General features: G+C 60.1%; 14 protein-coding genes. 3 read left to right on the top strand and 11 right to left on the bottom strand.

Translation table 11 applies throughout. The features are described 5' to 3' along the window. Positions 1-2: 2 nt before the first annotated feature. Complete coding sequence (locus D5261_RS15740) at positions 3-1,100, bottom strand: thiamine pyrophosphate-dependent dehydrogenase E1 component subunit alpha (protein WP_119320375.1); 1,098 nt, start codon at positions 1,098-1,100, stop codon at positions 3-5. 272 nt (positions 1,101-1,372) lie between these two features. Here D5261_RS15740 and D5261_RS15735 point away from each other — a divergent pair, with 272 nt between their 5' ends. Then, positions 1,373-1,963 carry a hypothetical protein gene (locus tag D5261_RS15735; protein WP_125205861.1) on the top strand — a complete coding sequence of 197 codons (591 nt, stop codon included), beginning with the start codon at positions 1,373-1,375 and terminating at the stop codon, positions 1,961-1,963. 50 nt (positions 1,964-2,013) lie between these two features. Here the strand turns inward: D5261_RS15735 and D5261_RS15730 are convergent, their stop codons facing one another. The 7 genes from D5261_RS15730 to D5261_RS15700 form a co-directional block, all read right to left on the bottom strand. Continuing rightward, a complete protein-coding gene (locus D5261_RS15730) occupies positions 2,014-2,679 on the bottom strand; it encodes an HAD family hydrolase (RefSeq protein WP_119320377.1) in 666 nt (221 codons plus the stop codon). Between the two features lie 6 nt (positions 2,680-2,685). Next, positions 2,686-3,453, bottom strand: a complete 768-nt coding sequence (locus D5261_RS15725) for a nucleoside phosphorylase (RefSeq protein ID WP_119320378.1) — start codon at positions 3,451-3,453, stop codon at positions 2,686-2,688. 9 nt (positions 3,454-3,462) lie between these two features. Further along, the gene (locus tag D5261_RS15720) at positions 3,463-4,824 is read right to left on the bottom strand and encodes a TolC family protein (RefSeq protein ID WP_125205862.1); all 1,362 of its coding nucleotides are present in this window, start codon (positions 4,822-4,824) and stop codon (positions 3,463-3,465) included. Between the two features lie 40 nt (positions 4,825-4,864). Continuing rightward, a complete protein-coding gene (locus D5261_RS15715; RefSeq protein ID WP_165864029.1) occupies positions 4,865-8,140 on the bottom strand; it encodes an efflux RND transporter permease subunit in 3,276 nt (1,091 codons plus the stop codon). After that, entirely contained in the window at positions 8,137-9,954 is a 1,818-nt protein-coding gene (locus D5261_RS15710; RefSeq protein WP_119320381.1) for an efflux RND transporter periplasmic adaptor subunit, read from the bottom strand. Before D5261_RS15710 ends, D5261_RS15715 begins: the two co-directional genes overlap by 4 nt. A 147-nt stretch (positions 9,955-10,101) precedes the next feature. Continuing rightward, the gene (locus D5261_RS15705) at positions 10,102-10,356 is read right to left on the bottom strand and encodes a hypothetical protein (protein ID WP_119320382.1); all 255 of its coding nucleotides are present in this window, start codon (positions 10,354-10,356) and stop codon (positions 10,102-10,104) included. A gap of 166 nt (positions 10,357-10,522) precedes the next feature. Further along, positions 10,523-11,050 carry a hypothetical protein gene (locus tag D5261_RS15700; protein ID WP_119320383.1) on the bottom strand — a complete coding sequence of 176 codons (528 nt, stop codon included), beginning with the start codon at positions 11,048-11,050 and terminating at the stop codon, positions 10,523-10,525. A gap of 242 nt (positions 11,051-11,292) precedes the next feature. Here D5261_RS15700 and D5261_RS15695 point away from each other — a divergent pair, with 242 nt between their 5' ends. Together D5261_RS15695 and D5261_RS15690 are read left to right on the top strand one after the other, a co-directional pair. Continuing rightward, positions 11,293-11,895: a TetR/AcrR family transcriptional regulator gene (locus tag D5261_RS15695; RefSeq protein ID WP_119320384.1), complete on the top strand. Its 603-nt coding sequence runs from the start codon at positions 11,293-11,295 to the stop codon at positions 11,893-11,895. 122 nt (positions 11,896-12,017) lie between these two features. Continuing rightward, positions 12,018-12,875, top strand: coding sequence for an NmrA family NAD(P)-binding protein (locus D5261_RS15690; RefSeq protein ID WP_119320385.1), 858 nt, complete (start codon positions 12,018-12,020; stop codon positions 12,873-12,875). A 72-nt stretch (positions 12,876-12,947) separates the two neighbouring features. Here D5261_RS15690 and D5261_RS15685 read toward each other — a convergent pair whose 3' ends face one another. The 3 genes from D5261_RS15685 to D5261_RS15675 all read right to left on the bottom strand — a co-directional run bounded on the left by D5261_RS15685 (position 12,948) and on the right by D5261_RS15675 (position 17,196). Beyond that, positions 12,948-14,186, bottom strand: coding sequence for a hypothetical protein (locus D5261_RS15685; RefSeq protein WP_301002525.1), 1,239 nt, complete (start codon positions 14,184-14,186; stop codon positions 12,948-12,950). 116 nt (positions 14,187-14,302) lie between these two features. Then, entirely contained in the window at positions 14,303-15,571 is a 1,269-nt protein-coding gene (locus tag D5261_RS15680) for a hypothetical protein (protein ID WP_125205865.1), read from the bottom strand. Positions 15,572-16,290: 719 nt separating this feature from the next. After that, positions 16,291-17,196 (bottom strand): prepilin-type N-terminal cleavage/methylation domain-containing protein, encoded by a 906-nt coding sequence (locus D5261_RS15675; RefSeq protein ID WP_119320387.1) that lies wholly within the window; start codon positions 17,194-17,196, stop codon positions 16,291-16,293. Between the last annotated feature and the right edge of the window lie 275 nt (positions 17,197-17,471).

The following is a 17,471-nucleotide window of genomic DNA, read 5'->3' as shown; positions in this document are numbered from 1 at the left end:
TCTTAATCGACGTAAACGTCCTGGGTCAATTCCTCGGGAGCGCAAACAGGGCTGTTGTCGGCGAACTCGGCGGCGACGCGCGCGATCTCCAGGGCGGACTTATCCAGCTCATCATGCTTGGCTTCGGTCAGCGTGCCGCGCTTGCGCAGGGCGTCGCCCAGAATATTGATCGGGTCGCGCTTCTTCCACTCTTCCAGCTCCGATGGGTCGCGGTACGTAATCTGCGTACCGGCGCCGTCCGCAGCGCCATGTCCCACGTAGCGATACGTGACCGCCTCCAGGAAGTAAGGAGCCGGGTTGACGCGCATCTCGTCGATGATCTCCTGCGCGACCTTACGCACCGCGAAGTAGTCCTGGCCATCGACCTTGGAGTTTCGCATGTTGTAGGAATCGGCGCGGGAGGAGAGGTCGGTGTTGGCCGAATGGCGCTCGACCGAGGTTCCCATCGCGTATTTGTTGTTTTCGAGGACGTAGAGAATAGGAAGTTCGTAGAGGGCGGCCATGTTGAGGGCTTCGTGGAAGGCGCCGGCGTTCATCGATCCGTCGCCAAGATAACAAACACAGATGTTCTTGTTATCCTTGAGCTCATTCTTATATTTGAGAGCCCATCCAATGCCGACCGCGAGCGGGACGTTCCCGCCAACGATGCCGTAGCCTCCGGCGAAGCCGTTGGCCTTATCGAACAAGTGCATCGAGCCGCCCTTGCCGCGCGAGATGCCGGTGCTTTTTCCGTAGATCTCGGCCATTACGGCGTTGGGATCGCTGCCAAGAATCAGGCAGTGCGCGTGGTCTCGGTATGAAGACAAAACCTGGTCGCCTTGTTTGCAGGCTTCCAGAACGCCCAGGGAAACCGCTTCCTGGCCGATGTAAAGATGCAGGTAGCCGCCCACCTTGTTCGCGCGGAACGCGCGATTACACTGCTCTTCAAAGTGACGCACTTCCAGCGCGCGCTGGTACGTCAGGAGGAGCTGCTCGTCGGTCAGTTTGAGGGCCGCAATCACGGCGTCGGCGTCCGCGACTTGCGCGTCCTTAATCTCCGCGCCATGCGCGTCATATTTTGTGCTGCCGCGGGTTTTAAGAGCGGCGGGGCTGGCTGCCATAGGGGGGTAAACCTCTTAAATAGGGTGTTGCTCTGGGACAACCCGCCTATTATAGCCGACTTTGGCGCGGCGATTCAAGTGGCGGCGAAGATTCCCAGGTTATCTCGATAGGCGGGGCCCCGCGCCGACCAAAATGCGAGGGTTCTTGCTCCGATGGGGAGCGAGAATCCCGCGCGAAAGTCCATGGTTCTTGGGGCGCTCGCCCCTTCCCCTTTGACACCGCCCCGTCCCTGTGCTACCATAAGAAACCAATGTCCCGAAAGGCCGCCTCCATGCGCACCCGACCTCATATTCTCGCCCTCGCCGCCCTGTTCACGCTCTGCACGCCTGGCTGCGCCTCCAAACACGCAGCCGCGCAGATGGGCCGCCTCATGACGGCGGACGAACGGACGATGGTCACGGACGCCGCCGCGCTGATGGCGAAAAAGGGACTGAAAGACGAATCGGCGCTCGCGACCAGCCTGCTCGGCAAGGGGATCTGGCGGTCGGCGACGGCCGACGACATCTATATGAAGCAGGCCGAAAAAGACGGCGGCACGCCCTATGCCTACACGCTCTCAGCCGGTAAGCAGCCCAGCGCCATCGTCCTCGCGCCACGGTTCTTCAAGGAAACGACTGCTCCCGCGCGCGCCTCGCTGATGCTCCATGAACTCGGACATTACCGCGCCTATGTGAAAACGGGCTTCTCCGACGAAACCGACGGCTACAAAGCCCAGTACGACGCGAATAAGAAACTCGGAATGGGCGAGGAGGACAGCCTCCCCTACTTCGCCATGCTCGACGGCGTCGTGGAGTACGTCGTCCCAAAGTACCCCGAGTATAAGAAGTATCCCGATGTCAAGGGATATATGACGACGCCGTAATCCTCTAAGTATGGCGGCAGGGATCGGACTCTACAAAAGCCTCTGGTTCTTTACACGGCGCGGATTCGCCTGATATCCGCGAGCGATAGTCGGTCCAATCCCTCAATCACCATGTCGGCGTGCGCCAGGGACGTGTGGCGCGTCAGGTCGTTCGGGACGGCGATGCAATAGATCCCGGCGGCGCGCGCGGCGGCGACGCCGTTGGGAGAATCTTCGAGCGCCACGGCTTCATCGGCATGGACGCGCAAGGCCGAGAGGACCGTCACATAAAGCTCCGGATCGGGCTTCGCGCGCGCCACTTCATCCCCGCATTTGATCGCCGTGAAAGAGCCGAGGATTCCGAGCTGCTCCAGATACCCGGCCACCCAGCTTCGGGGCGAGCTGGACGCCACGCCCAGCAGGATCCCTTCTGACGAAGCCGCATCCAGCAGGGCTTGTACTCCCGGCAGGATCACCTTTCCTTCCATCAATTCCATGAACCGTTTGCGGCGGTCGGCGCGCACGCCGTCCCGGTCGATCGAATGCCCAAGGCGTTCCTCAAGATCGTCGTAAGGCGTTTTGGCGATCGTCGAAGCGCCCCGGCCGATCACAGCCGCCCACGCTTCGATCGGGAGATCGAAGCCGAAATTCTGATATGTGTCCCGCCAGGCAAGATATTCCGGAGTTTCCGTATCCAGAACGAGACCGTCGAAATCGAAAATAATCGCTTTGATCATAAATTCTTACAGCGACAGACACGCTTCCGCCGCCAGCCAGAACAGTTTTTCGCGCGCCGTTCCGTGGTTTTGCCAGCCACGGTTGTCCCAGACCTCGCCGCCGACATCGTCCCCGCCATAGAGAAGCTGCCCAAACTCCACGCCCCGAAACTGGGCGACGGCGAAGAAGGCCGCCGCCTCCATCTCCACGCTGACGCATCCCTCGTCCCGGCGGCGCTTGACCCTGGCGGGGGTCTCGCGGTAGATCGCGTCGGTTGTCCATGTCTTGGCGGCAAGGTAATCCGTTCCATGCGCGCGAAGCGTTTGCTCGATGGCCGCCACTGCCGCCGGGCTTGCCGACACTTCGCGGCTGGGCGGCAAGTAGTGATACGACGTCCCTTCGTCGCGCACGGCGGCGTGCGGGACGAGCACATGCCCCATGGCGATCGCGCTATCCAGAACGCCGCAGCCGCCGCAGGCGATGAACTTGACGCACCCCATCGCGATCACTTCGTCCAGCAGCGCCGCCGCCAGCGGCGCGCCGACGCCGGGATGGAACACGGCCAGTCGCCGCCCCTGAAACTCAATCTCATAAACGGGATGCGGCCCGATCTCACTGCCCAGCGTATGCAGGACCACGGCGCCGTGTTCGTCGCGCAGCGTGGCGATCACCTCTTGAAAAAAGCAGACAACAGCGTGCTCGGGAACGTCCCGTGTAGCGTAGATTCGCTTCGGCTCAATGACGGCAATGGGCGTCGGGTCAAATTCCAGAATCGGATAGTTTTCTTCCAGCATGACGTCATTCTACCTGGAACGATCTTCGCTTATTGCCAGCGCGCCGACCGCCGCCAGCAAACGCGCGCGGGAGACGACCACATCGGCTTCGGCGCGGGCGCGCGCGCCGAGGGCGCGGCTCATCGCCGAGGCGGCGTCCAGGCGCTCCGCAAGCACGGATTTTCCAGCGTGGTAGCGCAGGTCCGCAAGCTTATCGGCTTCGACGGCCGCCGTCTCGCCCACTCGCGCGGCCTGGAGCTGGGCCATGGCGGTTTGGTAAGCCAGCCATGCGGACGCCGCGTCCTGATCCACGGTTTGCCGGACCTGGAGCGCATCGGCGGCGGCGCGATCCAATTTGGCTTTCGCGGCATCCGTGTCGGCGCGGCGCTGACCGCCGTCAAGAAGGGGCAGGCTGGCGGTGAGGCCGATGGTGTATCCCGTGCGCCCTGTCCCCTGCCCCGCCATGGCGTCCGCCATCGCCACACCGTAAACTTGCGGCGCATAGGCGCCATGGGCCGCGCCCAGCGCCGATTGCGCCGCCTCTATCTGGCGCTGCGCCGCCGCCACTTCGGGACGGCTCTTCTCCGCCTGCGCCAGCGCATCATGGAGACTTCCGGGAAGAGACGCCGGCGGCGAAAGCGTGTCCAGCGTATCCGTCAGGGTGAGGTCCGATTCCTGGGAGACGCCCAGGGCGGTCTTGAGGCTGACCAGCGCCAGCGCCTCCTGGTTCCGGGCCGACAGAAGCTGCTGGCCGGCGTCGGCTTGCTCCGCCTGTTCCCGCAGAAGATCCACGGGCGCCGATTTGCCGGTTTGGACATTTTCCGACGTGACGCGGACTTGCTCGTCTTCGGCGGTTAAGCGGGACTGCGCGACGCTCACCAGATCGCGCTGCAGCAGGGCGTCGGCGTATCGCTCCGTAACGATTTCTTTCACCGTGATTTGATCCGCCTGCGCCGTCAGAATTGCGGCGTCGCTTTGTCGGCGCGCGCCGCCGGCGACGCCGCGCAGCTTCCCTCCGCTGGACAACGGGAACATCAACGTCAGGTTCTGGTCCACGAAGCCGCGCGCGGGCGCGCTGAAGATATTCACCGGGGCGACGCCGGGAGAGGTGTTCAGAATATTGGACGAGTCGCCGGCCGTGGCGTATGTCGTCGCGGAGAGGCTCGGCTTTGTTGGGGCCGCCGCGCCGCGCGCGGCGGCCGCTGCGGCGCTGACATCGGCCTGCGCTTGTTTGAGCGTGACGCTGTGCTGCATCGCAAGCGCCAGGGCGTCGGCAAGGGTCATATTCGCCGCATGGACGACCGGCGGTTCATTCTCGGCGCGGACGCCTGGGACGCCTGCGAACGCCATGGACGCCAGCACGGTCCACGGCGCCATCTTTGGGATCTTCACGGAAACTCCTTCTGGACTTGTGTCCGACTGGACCTGTGTCCTAAATCGCCCGGCGTTCGTCCACGGCGCTGAGCGCCGGCGATTTTCCCCGGCGGCCTGCCCAAACGTTCAAATCGTCGACGAGCGCATGCATGACTGGAATGACGAGAAGCGACAGCAGCGTCCCCACGGTCAGGCCCGCCACAATCACCGTGCCGAGCGGCTGGTAGGCGTCCATGCCCGTGCGCGGCGTGAGCGCTACGGGGATCATGGTGACGATCGTGATCAGCGAAGTCATCAGGATCGGCCGGAGACGGTCGCGGCTCGCCAGGGCGATGGCGGCGTCACGCGGCATGTCGGGATGGTCCCGCCGGCGACGCATGATCTGATCGATCATCAAAATCGCCGTGGTGATGTCCATGCCCGTGAGCACGATGATCGCCATGATCGAGACGCTGGAGAACGCCTGGTGCGCCAGCCAGAGGCCGATAAAAACGCCGGACAGCTCCAGGGGAATCGACAGCACCATTTGGAGCGGCGAGAGCAGCCCGCCGAACTGCGCGACGAGCACGAGGAAGATCAGCAGAACGGCGATCTCCAGGCCGCGCAGGAGGCGCGCGAAGCTGTCCATCATCTGCGTCATGTCTCCGCGCATCTCCATGGAGTAGCCCGGCGGAAAGTTGAGCCGCGCCGACGCCTTGCCGATGATCGCCATCGCCAGATCCATGGACGGTGGCCCGCCCTTGCGGTAGTAGGCCAGCACCGAAACGGTGCGGCGCAGGCCGTCGTGCTCGATGATCGTCGGCGCAAGCTGCGGCGAGGCGGTCGCCAGAGTCTTCAGGGGAACCTGCACGCCGTCCTTGCCCGTGATCGGCATTTGCAGCAGATCGTACACGGAGCGTCTCTGATCCCCCTGGTATCGAATATTGATCGTGTCTTGACGGACGTTGGGCAGCCGGTAAAACTCATCGGCCAGCGCGCCGCCCATGGCGTAATACGCCTGATCCGCGACATCGGCGGGCGTGAGGCCGATCTCAGCCGCCAGCCGCGCGTCCACATTCAGCGTATACGACGGCTTTTCCACCGCCCACGACGTTGAGACCTGGGACGCGCCGGGCGTCCGGCGCGCAATCTCGGCGACCTGCCCCGCCAGCTTCGAGAGCACATTCAGATCCTGTCCCGAGACCAGAACCGTGACGGGCGCTTCCGAGGAGGCCATGACATCGCTGCCCATCTCCTTAATCTGGAGACGGCGGATGTTGGGGATGGCGCGCAGCGCCTCCTTCTGAATGTCGTCGATCACCTGCCAGACCGTACGCGCGCGTTCGTCTTTGTCGGACAGCGTGATCATCATCGTGGCGGTGTTGATCTGGTTCATCGCGTAACCGGTGAAGTACGTTCCGCCCGGCTCCTCGCCGATCTCCGTGGAGACCTTTTGGATCTCCGGATGCTTCAGGATGATCTTTTCCAGGGCCGCCGTCGCCGCCTGTGTCCGCGCGTAGCTCGCGCCCGGCTCCATCTCCAGCACGCCGTAGGCTTGACCGACATCGGCGAGCGGCATCATCTCCGAGCCGATGAAGTTGTAAAAGCCGAAGCCCACGACGATCGTGCAGAGCGCCGCCGCGATCACCACGAACTTGTTGCGCAGCAGCAGGCGCACGAACCGTTCATAGCGAGCGTCCCCGCGCTCCAGCCATCGCTGGCTCGGAGCAAGCAGACGCTCATGAAGCCAGCCGCGCTTCTCCCCGGCGCCGTCCGCAGTCAGCAGGCGAGACGCGAGCAGCGCCGTCAAGGTCAGCGACACCAGAAACGACGCGATCAGTCCAAAGATGATCGGGTACACCAGACCGACGAACATCAGCTGCGTGATGCCGCCGCAAAAGACCAGGGGCAGCAGGGCGAGCACCAGCATGATCGTGGACGCCGCGACCGCGAGGCGCACTTCGGTAATGCCGTCCACTGTCGCCGCTGCGGGGTCTTTGCCGAGGCGCAAATGCCGCTCCACGGCGTGGATATCGATCACGGAGTCGTCCACCAGGCGGCCGATTGAGATCAGAAGCCCGATCAGCGTGGACGAGTTGAGCGAGAAACCGAACGGGACCATGAGCAGGATCGCCATCGCCATGCTCACGGGAATCGTAATGACCGAGATCAACGTTCCGCGCGGGTTGCCGATGAAGAACAGCACTGCGAGGCCGCAAAGCAGAATGGCGACGGTCAGCTCCTCGATGGTGTTCTTGAAGAGAATATTGACGAAATGCGAGTTGTCGTACGCCACCCGAAAATGCAGACCCGGATGATCCTGAACGAGCTGGTCAAGCTGTTTCCGCACCGCGTCGACCACGGGCGGCGAGCCCGACGCCGGATTCTGGATGACCGCCATTTCGACGGAATCGTTGTTCACGCCCTCGATGGTTTGGCGCTTGCCGTCCACAAAGTGATATCCGCTGCGCTGCTCCCGAAGATCGTCCTTCACGCTCGCGACATCCCGCAGATAGACCACCTGCCCGTTCTTCGAACCCAGCGGATACCCCGCCACGGCGGCCGCGCTCTGGGCGAGGTCCGCCATGCGGATGATGCTCTCGTTTGGCCCCGCCGTGATCACGCCCGCCGGTTTCGCCACGCTGTTCTTGTCAATGGCGTCGCGCACGTCCATGATGGAGAAGCCATAGGCGGCGAGTTTATCCCGATTGATTTCGACGCGAAGCTGACGCTTCTGGCCGCCGTACACTTCCACCGACTGCACGTCTCCCACTTGTTTGATCGCCCGCACGCCGTCGTTCTCGGCGAACTGGCGCAGCGCCATCGGCGTCCACCCCTTGTCCGCGTCGCCCGTAACGCTCACGGAGAGGATCGGGATGTTCAGAGGATCGATCGGCAGCACCCACGACGGCTTGAGGTTCGCCCCCGTCTGCGGCAAGTCCGCTTGGACCGCGTTCATCAGCGACTGCACATCGGTCACGGCCTTCTGCATATTCGTCCCATAGGGAAACTCCAGCGAAACGATCGAAAGACCGTCCTGAGAGGTGGAGCGGATATAGCGTGCGCCGCGAATATCGGTCATCCGCTCTTCAATCGGCTTGGAGATATAAGTCTCCATCTCCTGCGCCGACAGGCCGGGCATCATCGTGACGATCCCGACCATCGGGCTTTCGACATACGGCATCATGCGGCGCGGCATCACGCCGCCGAAGATCGCCGCCAGCGCCAGGATGACGACGGCGACATAGAAGCTGATCACCACCCAGGGATGCTGGATACTCCAGGCCGAGATATTAAAGCCGCGATTGGCGCCTGCTTCGGAGGGCGCGTCCTGTCTATTGGTTCGCAGTCTCATTGGGCGGAGCCTTTCACGGGCGTGAGATGTCCGCCGTCCATGGGATCGATGAAGTTGTTCTTTTTGGCGTCCGCCTCGGAGTAGGTCATGCCGCATTTGTCGCAGCGATACACCGTCAATCCCGCGTTGGCGGAGGCGGCGTCGGGCAGCGACTTCGGGCCGTTCGTCCCCCACTCCGTCACGACAATCCGCGCGCCTTCCGTCAGTCCCGCCATGCCCTGGGCGATCACCTGATCGGTCGCCGTGAGTTCGTCCGAGGTGACTTCCGATGAAGTTCCGTCCGAGGCGCCGATTTGAACGATGACCTTGTGCGCGCTCGCGCCGCCGGCCGCCGGCGTGTCGGCGGATTTCACCGGCGTGAGCTTACCGCCGTCCATCGGGTCCCGATAATGGTTCTTCGCCGCCTGCTCCGCCGAGTAACGCATATGGCAGATCGCGCACTCGTACTCTGTTTTCGCCGGCCCGCCCGCGCCTTTCGCGATCCAAACATAAGACTGACCGCCTTGCGAAACAATGGCGGACGCCGGAACCATCAGTTCCGCGCCCCCAATGCCCCCCCTTTGCTTGTCGATGCGCATCGTCACAAACGCGCCTGGCTGCAAGCGATGGCCGGGATTGGGAACCACGGCCTCGATCACCGCCGTCCGCGTGTTCATGTTCGCGGACGGGAAGACCGAGGTGATTTTCGCGGCAATGGAGTCGCCGCCGTCCTGGGCCGCAATCTCGACGGAGGCGCCCGGGCGAATTCCGGAAAGATCGGACGCGGCGACATTCGCCTGCACGCGCACCCGGTCGATCTCCGCGATCTTCAGAATCACCATACCCGGCTGCGCCAGAGTCCCCGGCGCCGCCGGGCGCTCGGTGACCACGCCGCTGAGTGGCGCGGTGATCCGCGTATAGCCCTGGATGACGGCGGCTTCGCGGACCGCCGCCTGCGTCTCGGCGGCGCCCGCCTGCGCCTGCTGGGCCTGCGCCTCGGCGACCACCAGATCGGCCTGCGCCATATCCTGGGAAGCCTGGGCGGCGTCCACCTGGCGCTTCGCCACCGAGACTTTCGCCTGCGCCGCCTGCGCCATCGCCTTCGCCTGGCTCACCTTGGCGCGCGCCTGGCTTAAGGCGGAAAACGCCGTCTGCGCCTGCGCGAGCTCGCTCTGATACTCCTGACGCGAGGCCGCGCCGGCGTCGGCGAGCTGCTTCTCACGCGCAATCTCGGTCTTCCAGTAATCCGCGCCGGCCTGCGCGCTCTGCACTCCCGCCTCCGCGTCGGCGATCGCGTCGCCGCTGGCTTGCGCCTCGGCCTGAGCGTCCGCCACTCCCTGGGCCGCCGCCGAGAACTGGGCCGCTGCCTGCGCGACGGCGGCGCGGTGGTGCAGATGGTGCGTGAGATGCGCCACCCGGGCGTTGATGCTCGCGCCGCGCGCCGCCTGAACCGCCTGCTGCGTTTTGGCGCTGACCTCGGCGCTGTCGAGCTCCGCCACCAACTGTCCCGCCCGCACCTGGTCTCCCGGATAGACCGGCAGCGCCACCAGCGTCCCGGTGATGCGCGGCGAGATATCCTGTTCGTTGAACGGCAGCACGGATCCGGTGTACGTGACGGTCTCTCCCAGTGAGCCCCGCCGCACCGCGACGAGCGACACGGGCGCCGCGCCGGCGGGCGGGCGCATGGCGCTCATGTCCATCGCCTGCGCGGAGATCACGTCGAGTTGTCCCGGCTTATGGTAACGCCCCACGGCGGCAAGAGTCACGACAAAAATGAGGACAAGAGCGAGAGCGCTCAGCAGATTTTTCCAGGGTCCGCGCATCACAATATCCATTCCCAAAGCCGTTTCCGATGGAGACGGCGTCAAATCGAGCCACCCTCGGCGGTTCTCATCCGTAAGAACCGCCGAGGCCAGGAGGGCGCTGAGCTTGCGTTCCCAGCGCCTTGCCGCCCGAGGGCGACATTGGAAAAGCCCAAAGGCTTACATCTTCATGTGGCTCATGGAAGCCTTGCTGGCGGCGGCCGGGGCCTTCTTCGTCAGGGAGACGGGAACGAGCTTGCCGCCGTCCATCGGGTCTTTGTAGTGATCCTTCTTCGCGGCCGCCGCGCTGTACTGCATGTGGCATTTCTGACACTCGTACGTCGTCGATTTGGCCTTAGGCTTGGGCGTGGCGGCGTGTGTGGCCATGGGCAGGACGCCGATGGCGAGCGCGATGAGAGCGATTGTCTTCTTCATGTCGAGGTTCTCCTTGAGTGACGCGCGAAGCGTCGAGTGATGGGACGGCCAATGGCCGGTCTTTCCGACGGGCCAAACGGTAATCGGTTAGCCCTGGAAATCGGGATATGCGCCAAACGTGCGCAGGCGCTCGAATGGCTAAAAACGTGGCGTGGCGAGAGATGGGTTAGGCGACGGGAGGCGCACGAAGGCCGTGCGACAGGTGGAAATAGCGTGTGGAAAGCGAAACGGAACTGGGTAAGGGAAGGTTACGCGCGACAACGGGGCAAGTGATGGACGATGCGGACGGGGTGGGCGGCGCGGCGGCGGGAGAGGCGTCCAGCAGCCAGCGGCGCATGTTCCGCGCGGCGGGCGCGGCGGCGCTGAGGCGTTTGATCGAAATCAGGCACGTGGACGGCGCGGCGACCGTATGCAGAGACCGGCCCGCGAGGTGCGCGGGCGGCATGGACATACCCATGCGGCAGGCGCGCAGGAGAGACGCTCGATTGCGACAGCACGCCATGTTCGCGCACTTCATTTGCGCGGGCGTATCCGAGGTAATCGGCAAAACCGCCTGCATGCATGGTTTGGACGCGGCGGTCGCGCCCGCGCATCGCACGCTGACCTGGGCGAACGCAAGGCGAGGCGCGACGGATTGCAGGGCAATCGCCAGTACCACCAGAAGCCAAAGAATGCTGTGCGCGCGTCGTCTCATGACAAGGATATTCTACCGTAGTTTCTTCGTCTCTTAACGGAGCGGCGGCCAAAAAAGTTCCATCGGTGTCTTTATGTTAGAAAATATTATAATGACAGATATTGACTTTTGTCATTATTCTAAAGTATTATAGATTCATCACTGCCTTACTGGGGACCAGGACAGCCTGCTGGACACCGGCGACCGTGCCCCGCCACGAAGATGGCGCATCTCGACAGCGAGCGCCGTCAAGGAGAAATATCATGAGCGATACGCCTTTGACCCCGGAATTGATCCTGGAAACCGCCGAAGATGTCCTGCGCCGCTACGGCCCGGCGAAAGCAACCGTCGTCGACGTCGCCCGCGCCCTCGGCGTCAGCCACGGCAGCGTCTACCGTCACTTCCCGAGCAAGGCGGCTTTGCGCGACACCGTCGCCGAGCGCTGGCTGTGCCGCATCAATCCGGCGCTCACCGAGATCGTCGCCGAGGATGCCCCCGCCGCCGACCGCCTGCGCCGCTGGCTCGAAACTCTGATGCACTCCAAGCGCTCGCGGGCTCAGGATGATCCGGAGCTGTTCGCGACCTACCTCGCGCTGGCCGCCGAAGCGCGAACCGTCGTGACGGCGCACGTCTCGGACATGGTCGGCCAGCTCGCCCGGATCATCGCCGACGGCGTCCAGCGCGGCGAGTTCACCACCCCGGACCCCGCCACCGCCGCCCGCGCCGTGTTCGACGCCACCATACGCTTCCACAACCCCGCGCACGCCGCCGACTGGTCCGATCCCGAGATCGCCAAAGCGTTCGACGCCGTCTGGTCGCTGATTCTCAGCGGTCTGAGCGTGAGACCTATACCCCCGCTGAAGTAAACTTCGGCCACCCCATTTTCCCAGCAAGCCGCTTGTCGGGGAAAATGGGGAACCGCGCTCAAGCGCCGGAGGAAGAGTTCCTCCGTCTTCACTAGATAGCAATAATAACAAGGAGAATATCAATGTACGCAATCACGGGAATTACGGGACGAGTCGGCGGAGCGGCGGCGCGCGCTTTGCTGTCGGACGGGCAATCCATCCGGGCGGTTGTGCGCGATCCCGCGAAGGCGCAGGAATGGGCGGACCTTGGGGCGGAGATCGCCGTAGCGGACGCACGGGATATCGACGCGATGACCATCGCTCTCCACGGCGTCGAAGGCGCATTCCTCATGATCCCGCCGTACTTCGCGCCGGCGCCAGGCTTCCCCGAAGCGCGCGCCATCCTCACCGCCCTCCGCGAAGCTCTCGCGGCGGCGGGCACGCCCAAAATCGTCACCCTCTCCTCCGTCGGCGCGCACCGCTCCACGGGACTGGGCCTGATCACTCAGTCCCATCTCCTGGAAGAGATACTCGGCGAACTCCCCATCTCACAGGCCCACATTCGCGCCGCATGGTTCCTGGAAAACACCGCCTGGGATATCGAACCTGCCCGCAGCTCTGGGATATTCTCCAGCTACCTTCACCCACTCGACCGCGCCATTCCCATGGTCGCCACCGCCGACATCGGCCAAACCATCGCCGCCACGCTCCCGCAAACCTGGACCGGCCGCCGAATCCTCGAACTCGAAGGCCCCCGCCCCTACGCGCCCACCAACATCGCCGCCGCCCTCGCCGCACTCGTGGGCCGTCCCGTCCAAGCCGTCGAAGTCCCGCGTGAACAATGGGCCGCAAACTTCGAAGCACAAGGCACCGCCCCCGACAAGACCGCGCCGAGGATCGAAATGCTCGACGGGTTCAATTCGGGATGGATCACTTTTGAAGGCGACGGCGCGGAGCATATCGTAGGAAGTGTGACGATGGAGGAGGCGCTGCGCGGATAGCACCATCTCCCATAAAAAGCCGCCCGGCAGTGTGCCGGACGGCTTTTTTGAAGGATTATCCTTAAAAACGAGTTAGTTCAGCAAGAACGCTTTGGTCGTAACCGTTGTGCCTGAATTATAGGTTCCATATCCTACGATCCGGTCACCTAAGTCCACACTAGTCGCCGACTGAAGCGTCCAGCCTGTATAAGCGCCTCCTGTACCAGGGCCGGTAGTATTGAGGTCGATTGGCCCTGAGATTGAGCCGAGCGTAATGGAATGAGTGGTAGGGTTCACGTTATATGTGACCGTCCATTTCACGGCCTTGTATGTCACCGTTGAGCCACTCGTAGTCGTCTCCTTTCCCACAATCGTCGCTATTCCGGTTCCACTGACGAGTGTGGGATTGCTGATAGCGTATGCATCCGAAGTATCTCCGCTGCTTGTCGGCAAAACGCCCAGGTCATGCAGGTTTTCGGGAATCACGCCGGAAGTCGTACCGTCTAATATTGTTGGCGCCCATAGAAAGGCATGGTGCGTATTGAAGCTATATCCAACAACTAGCCCATCACGATTGATCGCATAGGCGGCGGTCGGGTCCACATTTGGATTTGGCGCCTGCTGGCTGTCGCCAATACCACTACCAAGGTAGGTAACGCTGAACGTGGTTCCGCCCGCAACACTAGGCGTCCAAACTACGCCTTGTTGAGTTATCGGATGATAAATGTCAATCTGGTGCTGCCCTTCGGTGTAATATGCTCCTGCAATTTGTCCATAAGCATTGATGCTGCAAGCACGGCTGCCCTGCCCCGCCTTCGGAACGGGGAGAAACGATGTCGTTCCGCTCGAATAGAGAAAGGCGCTTCCAGCCTTGACCAACGAGGTAATCGCGCCGACATAAGATTCTCCAACAACTTCGCCAAGAGAATTGATCCCAAAGGGAAGAGCAGACGTTGCTCCAGAGCCGCTCGTATTCGCAACAGTCAATAGAGTTGGAGTTGAGCTACCGGCAACCCACTTCACCGGTTGCCATACACTATAAATACCGCTGGGCAGCAGACTGTCTCCTACCACAGTTGGCGACACAGCTCCGTCCATGTTCATCGGAATTGACATGCGATCCCCAGAAAATGGCTGAAGCCACGTATTCGTCGCCGTCAGAAAGCCCTGGTATTGCGTACCATTGGGCGTCCAAGTTGCAATTTTACTGCTATCATTGATAGTAATCGCCTTCCAATTAGTGGTTGGACCTCCAGCTTTAATATCGTCGGCCTGTGTTATCCCTAAATCGGTGATGCTATAAGCGAAAAGGGGATTTCCAATTCCCAGCAAGGCGCCAGTTCCGACTGCGAGACATGATAGGGAAGAAGCGACGTGCGACAGGCGATGTGCGGACGGTTTACGTGTTTTCATCAAGACCCCTTCATTGAGTGAAATCCCGACAATTTTTATTGCAGGCGGAAGGCTTTGGTGTTGGTCGTTCCCGCAGACGTATAGGTTCCGTAACCAACGATGGCGTTGCTCGAATTCACGCTGGTCGCTGACTGGAGCACCCAACCGGTATACGTCCCAGTCGTATTGAGGTCAGTTGGACCTGTGATCGTGCCTAACGTGATCGCATGCGTCGTGGGGTTTACAGTATACGTCACAGTCCACTTGACAGCTTTAGCGGTTGAATTACTATCTTTACCTACAATTGTAGCCGTTCCAACTCCACCAACTAGCGTCGGACTGCTAATGGAGTACGCATCCGACCACTCTCCAGTCGTGGTCGTTAAAACGCCAAGGTCATACAACGTTTCCGGTGTGGCGCCGGAAGTCGATCCATTTACCGTTGTCGGACACCACAAAAAAGCATGATGCATCGTAAAGCCGTAACCCACTGTTAATCCATCGCGATTGATTGCATAGGCGCAGGTAGGATCACCGGGAGCCGGGTGATTGCGGCCCATTGCTAAGCCACTTCCAAGAAGGATGTAACTTAATGACGTTCCGCCTGTAACGCTGGGTGTCCACACGACACCTTGTTGAGCTTCAGGATGAAGTGGATTAGTAGAGAACGGACCTTCTGTATAGTATGCCCCTACTAGTTGACCATAAGAATTGATAGCGCAAGCGCGACTCCCATTGCCATTTGCCGGGGCAGGAAGAAAGATTGTTGTTCCTCCTGAATAGATAAAACCACGGCCAGGTGTAAGTCCCATGCCACCCGAGACACCGTAAGACTCTCCAGCGATTTCTCCGAGTGTGTTAATTCCGAAAGGATAAGCTGATGTGTCTGGAGCGCCAACAAAATTCGAAATATTCAGCACCGTAGGCGTTGAACTTCCGGCGATCCACTCGACGGCTTGGTACTCAATTGACGAGGAGTTATTGATGCGACTCAAACCTACCACGTTAGAAGAAGCAGAATTATCCAGCGTCAAAGGGACCGAAAAAAGGTTTCCGGTTCTCGGATATAGCCATGTACCTGTTGCAGTCAGATAACCTTGGTATTGTCCAGCATTGTCCGTCCAAGTCGCGATATTCCCGCGATCATTTATAGTAATCGCCTTGAAACTCGCCCCACTAGGTTGAATATCTGCCCCCTGAGTTATACCAAGGTCGGTGATGGTATACGCCGAGGCTGTCCGCTCCATTGCAAGAAGGCTGCTCCCAACAAAAAGGCTTACCAATGGCGTAGCTATAGACAAGAGGCGCGCGGATTTCTTGTACATTCCTGTTTATCCCTATCGTGTGAATGCCCATGCATCTTTGAAAGGCGCATGACTGACATAATTAACGTTGCACTTGAGATCCAAGTTTTGAAGCCCAGTCTGTCCTGCCGGATTTTCTTACCCGGTCGCCAGATTTGCTAGCCTCCATTTCACAACACATCATTGGGCATATCGAATTCACATAAGGAGTTGCGCCATAGCATTTGCAATTGTATCACACGCCGCGTTATTTTAGCAACAACAAATCTGTACCTAACACAAGAAAAGACGCTCGCCAGTGGCGAGCGTCTCATTCTTATCAAATAACCGTATTTGCCTAGTCTTTAGTTGCCTTCATTGGCGTGCTCGATCTAGCCTTTGCACCGTTGGGTGCCCCTGCGGCATTAGGAACACCAGCGGTTCCAGGAGTAGTAGCAACGCCAGAAGAATTTAGAGCGCCAGGGTAGGTAGAAGAAGCTACGGAATTAACAGTACCGGAACTTCCAGGACCTGCATTCATTGTCCCTCTATCCCCCATAAAACGCTTGTTCGCGATTGGCGGCAAAGCTGTCGCATTGGCGGATGGAGGCGGAACGGCAGTAGGATCTTCCGCAGGCTTAGATGAACATCCAGGGAGCAACAATAAGCAAGTTAACGATATATATCGTTTCCTATATTTAAAGTGTTTTAGCATTATTCTCCTACACTTAACAAGCTTTGTCCTTGCATTTAGACGCTCATTAATAATCACTGCCGGATTTTTTTAACGACCAAAGATATTGACTGAGATCTGTCACTACGACACTGGAATTAGGCACTTTCGGTCCCCAATTCGTACCTACGGCAAGTCGGCCTGGTGTATACCATTTGGAGTGACCATCACAGAAAGCAACATTTCCACCTTGAGTGTGACGTATGCTAAAATCTCCGGTTCCGTCGGCTGAATTGCCAGGGATTGTAGTATCATCGGCGTAAGTCCCTGCCCCCCAACCTCCATTGCTGTATGCACATACGTTTGTAGACGGCCCGCCGCTTGCGGGAGCATCAACCGGGTAGCTGGCATAGTAATTGCCAACATCATCGCCTATAATCTTGACATCCGCAAATAAAACAGTAGCCGCCGGTGCTTCTATGGCAGCAATGGATATTGGAAAACCCCAAGGCGCATCATCTTCAGCAAGTCCGGTACAATCAGCAGGAGCAGGATTGAGATAAGTTTGATTGTAGCCGTATGATGGCAATACGAAGGGAGTAATATATTGCGCGTTCGGCGGATAATCTAAACCGTAGGGATTTTTTGGGTTATCTGGACAATGAGTGATATCCAAATTTTTTGTATATGGTTGAACAGCGTCAACCCATGTACGGATTGATCCGGGCGATTCATCACAAAATACACTTTGTGCACCTCTCGCGCAATACTGCCCAGCCGGAACCTTCTCATCATTATCCTGAGTGTATTGCATGATCCCCAAGGCATTTTGCTTTAGGTTTGAAAGACAGCTGGCGGCGCGCGCCTTTTCCCGAGCTTGGGCGAAAACCGGGAAGAGTATCGCCGCGAGAATCGCTATAATGGCGATGACGACGAGGAGCTCAATCAGGGTGAAGGCCGTGCGGGAGCGTGGCCGAGTGGTAATGTGAGACATGGGCGTACCGTCCTTACATCATGTAGTATTGAATCATTCGTGCGCTTGCTCAACAGAGAACACTTGAGCGCGTTTTGAATTATAGAAATACTGCAACAATGCAGGTCGGCGGCGTTTTCAAAAACGCTTTTTAGCCTAGTTCAATGTCTGCGTAGACGGGGTGATGAACTATTATGCCATACATTTACCCCATTTTGCAACCGGTTAATCCTGGTCGATTTCATGAAGGTAGTGAAGATTACGGTATTTGCCTGTCGATTAGAGGAAAAACCAAA

The organism is Capsulimonas corticalis (genome assembly GCF_003574315.2).
GTDB classification, from domain to species: Bacteria; Armatimonadota; Armatimonadia; order Armatimonadales; family Capsulimonadaceae; genus Capsulimonas; species Capsulimonas corticalis.
This window is presented reverse-complemented; position numbering and strand designations above follow the sequence as displayed.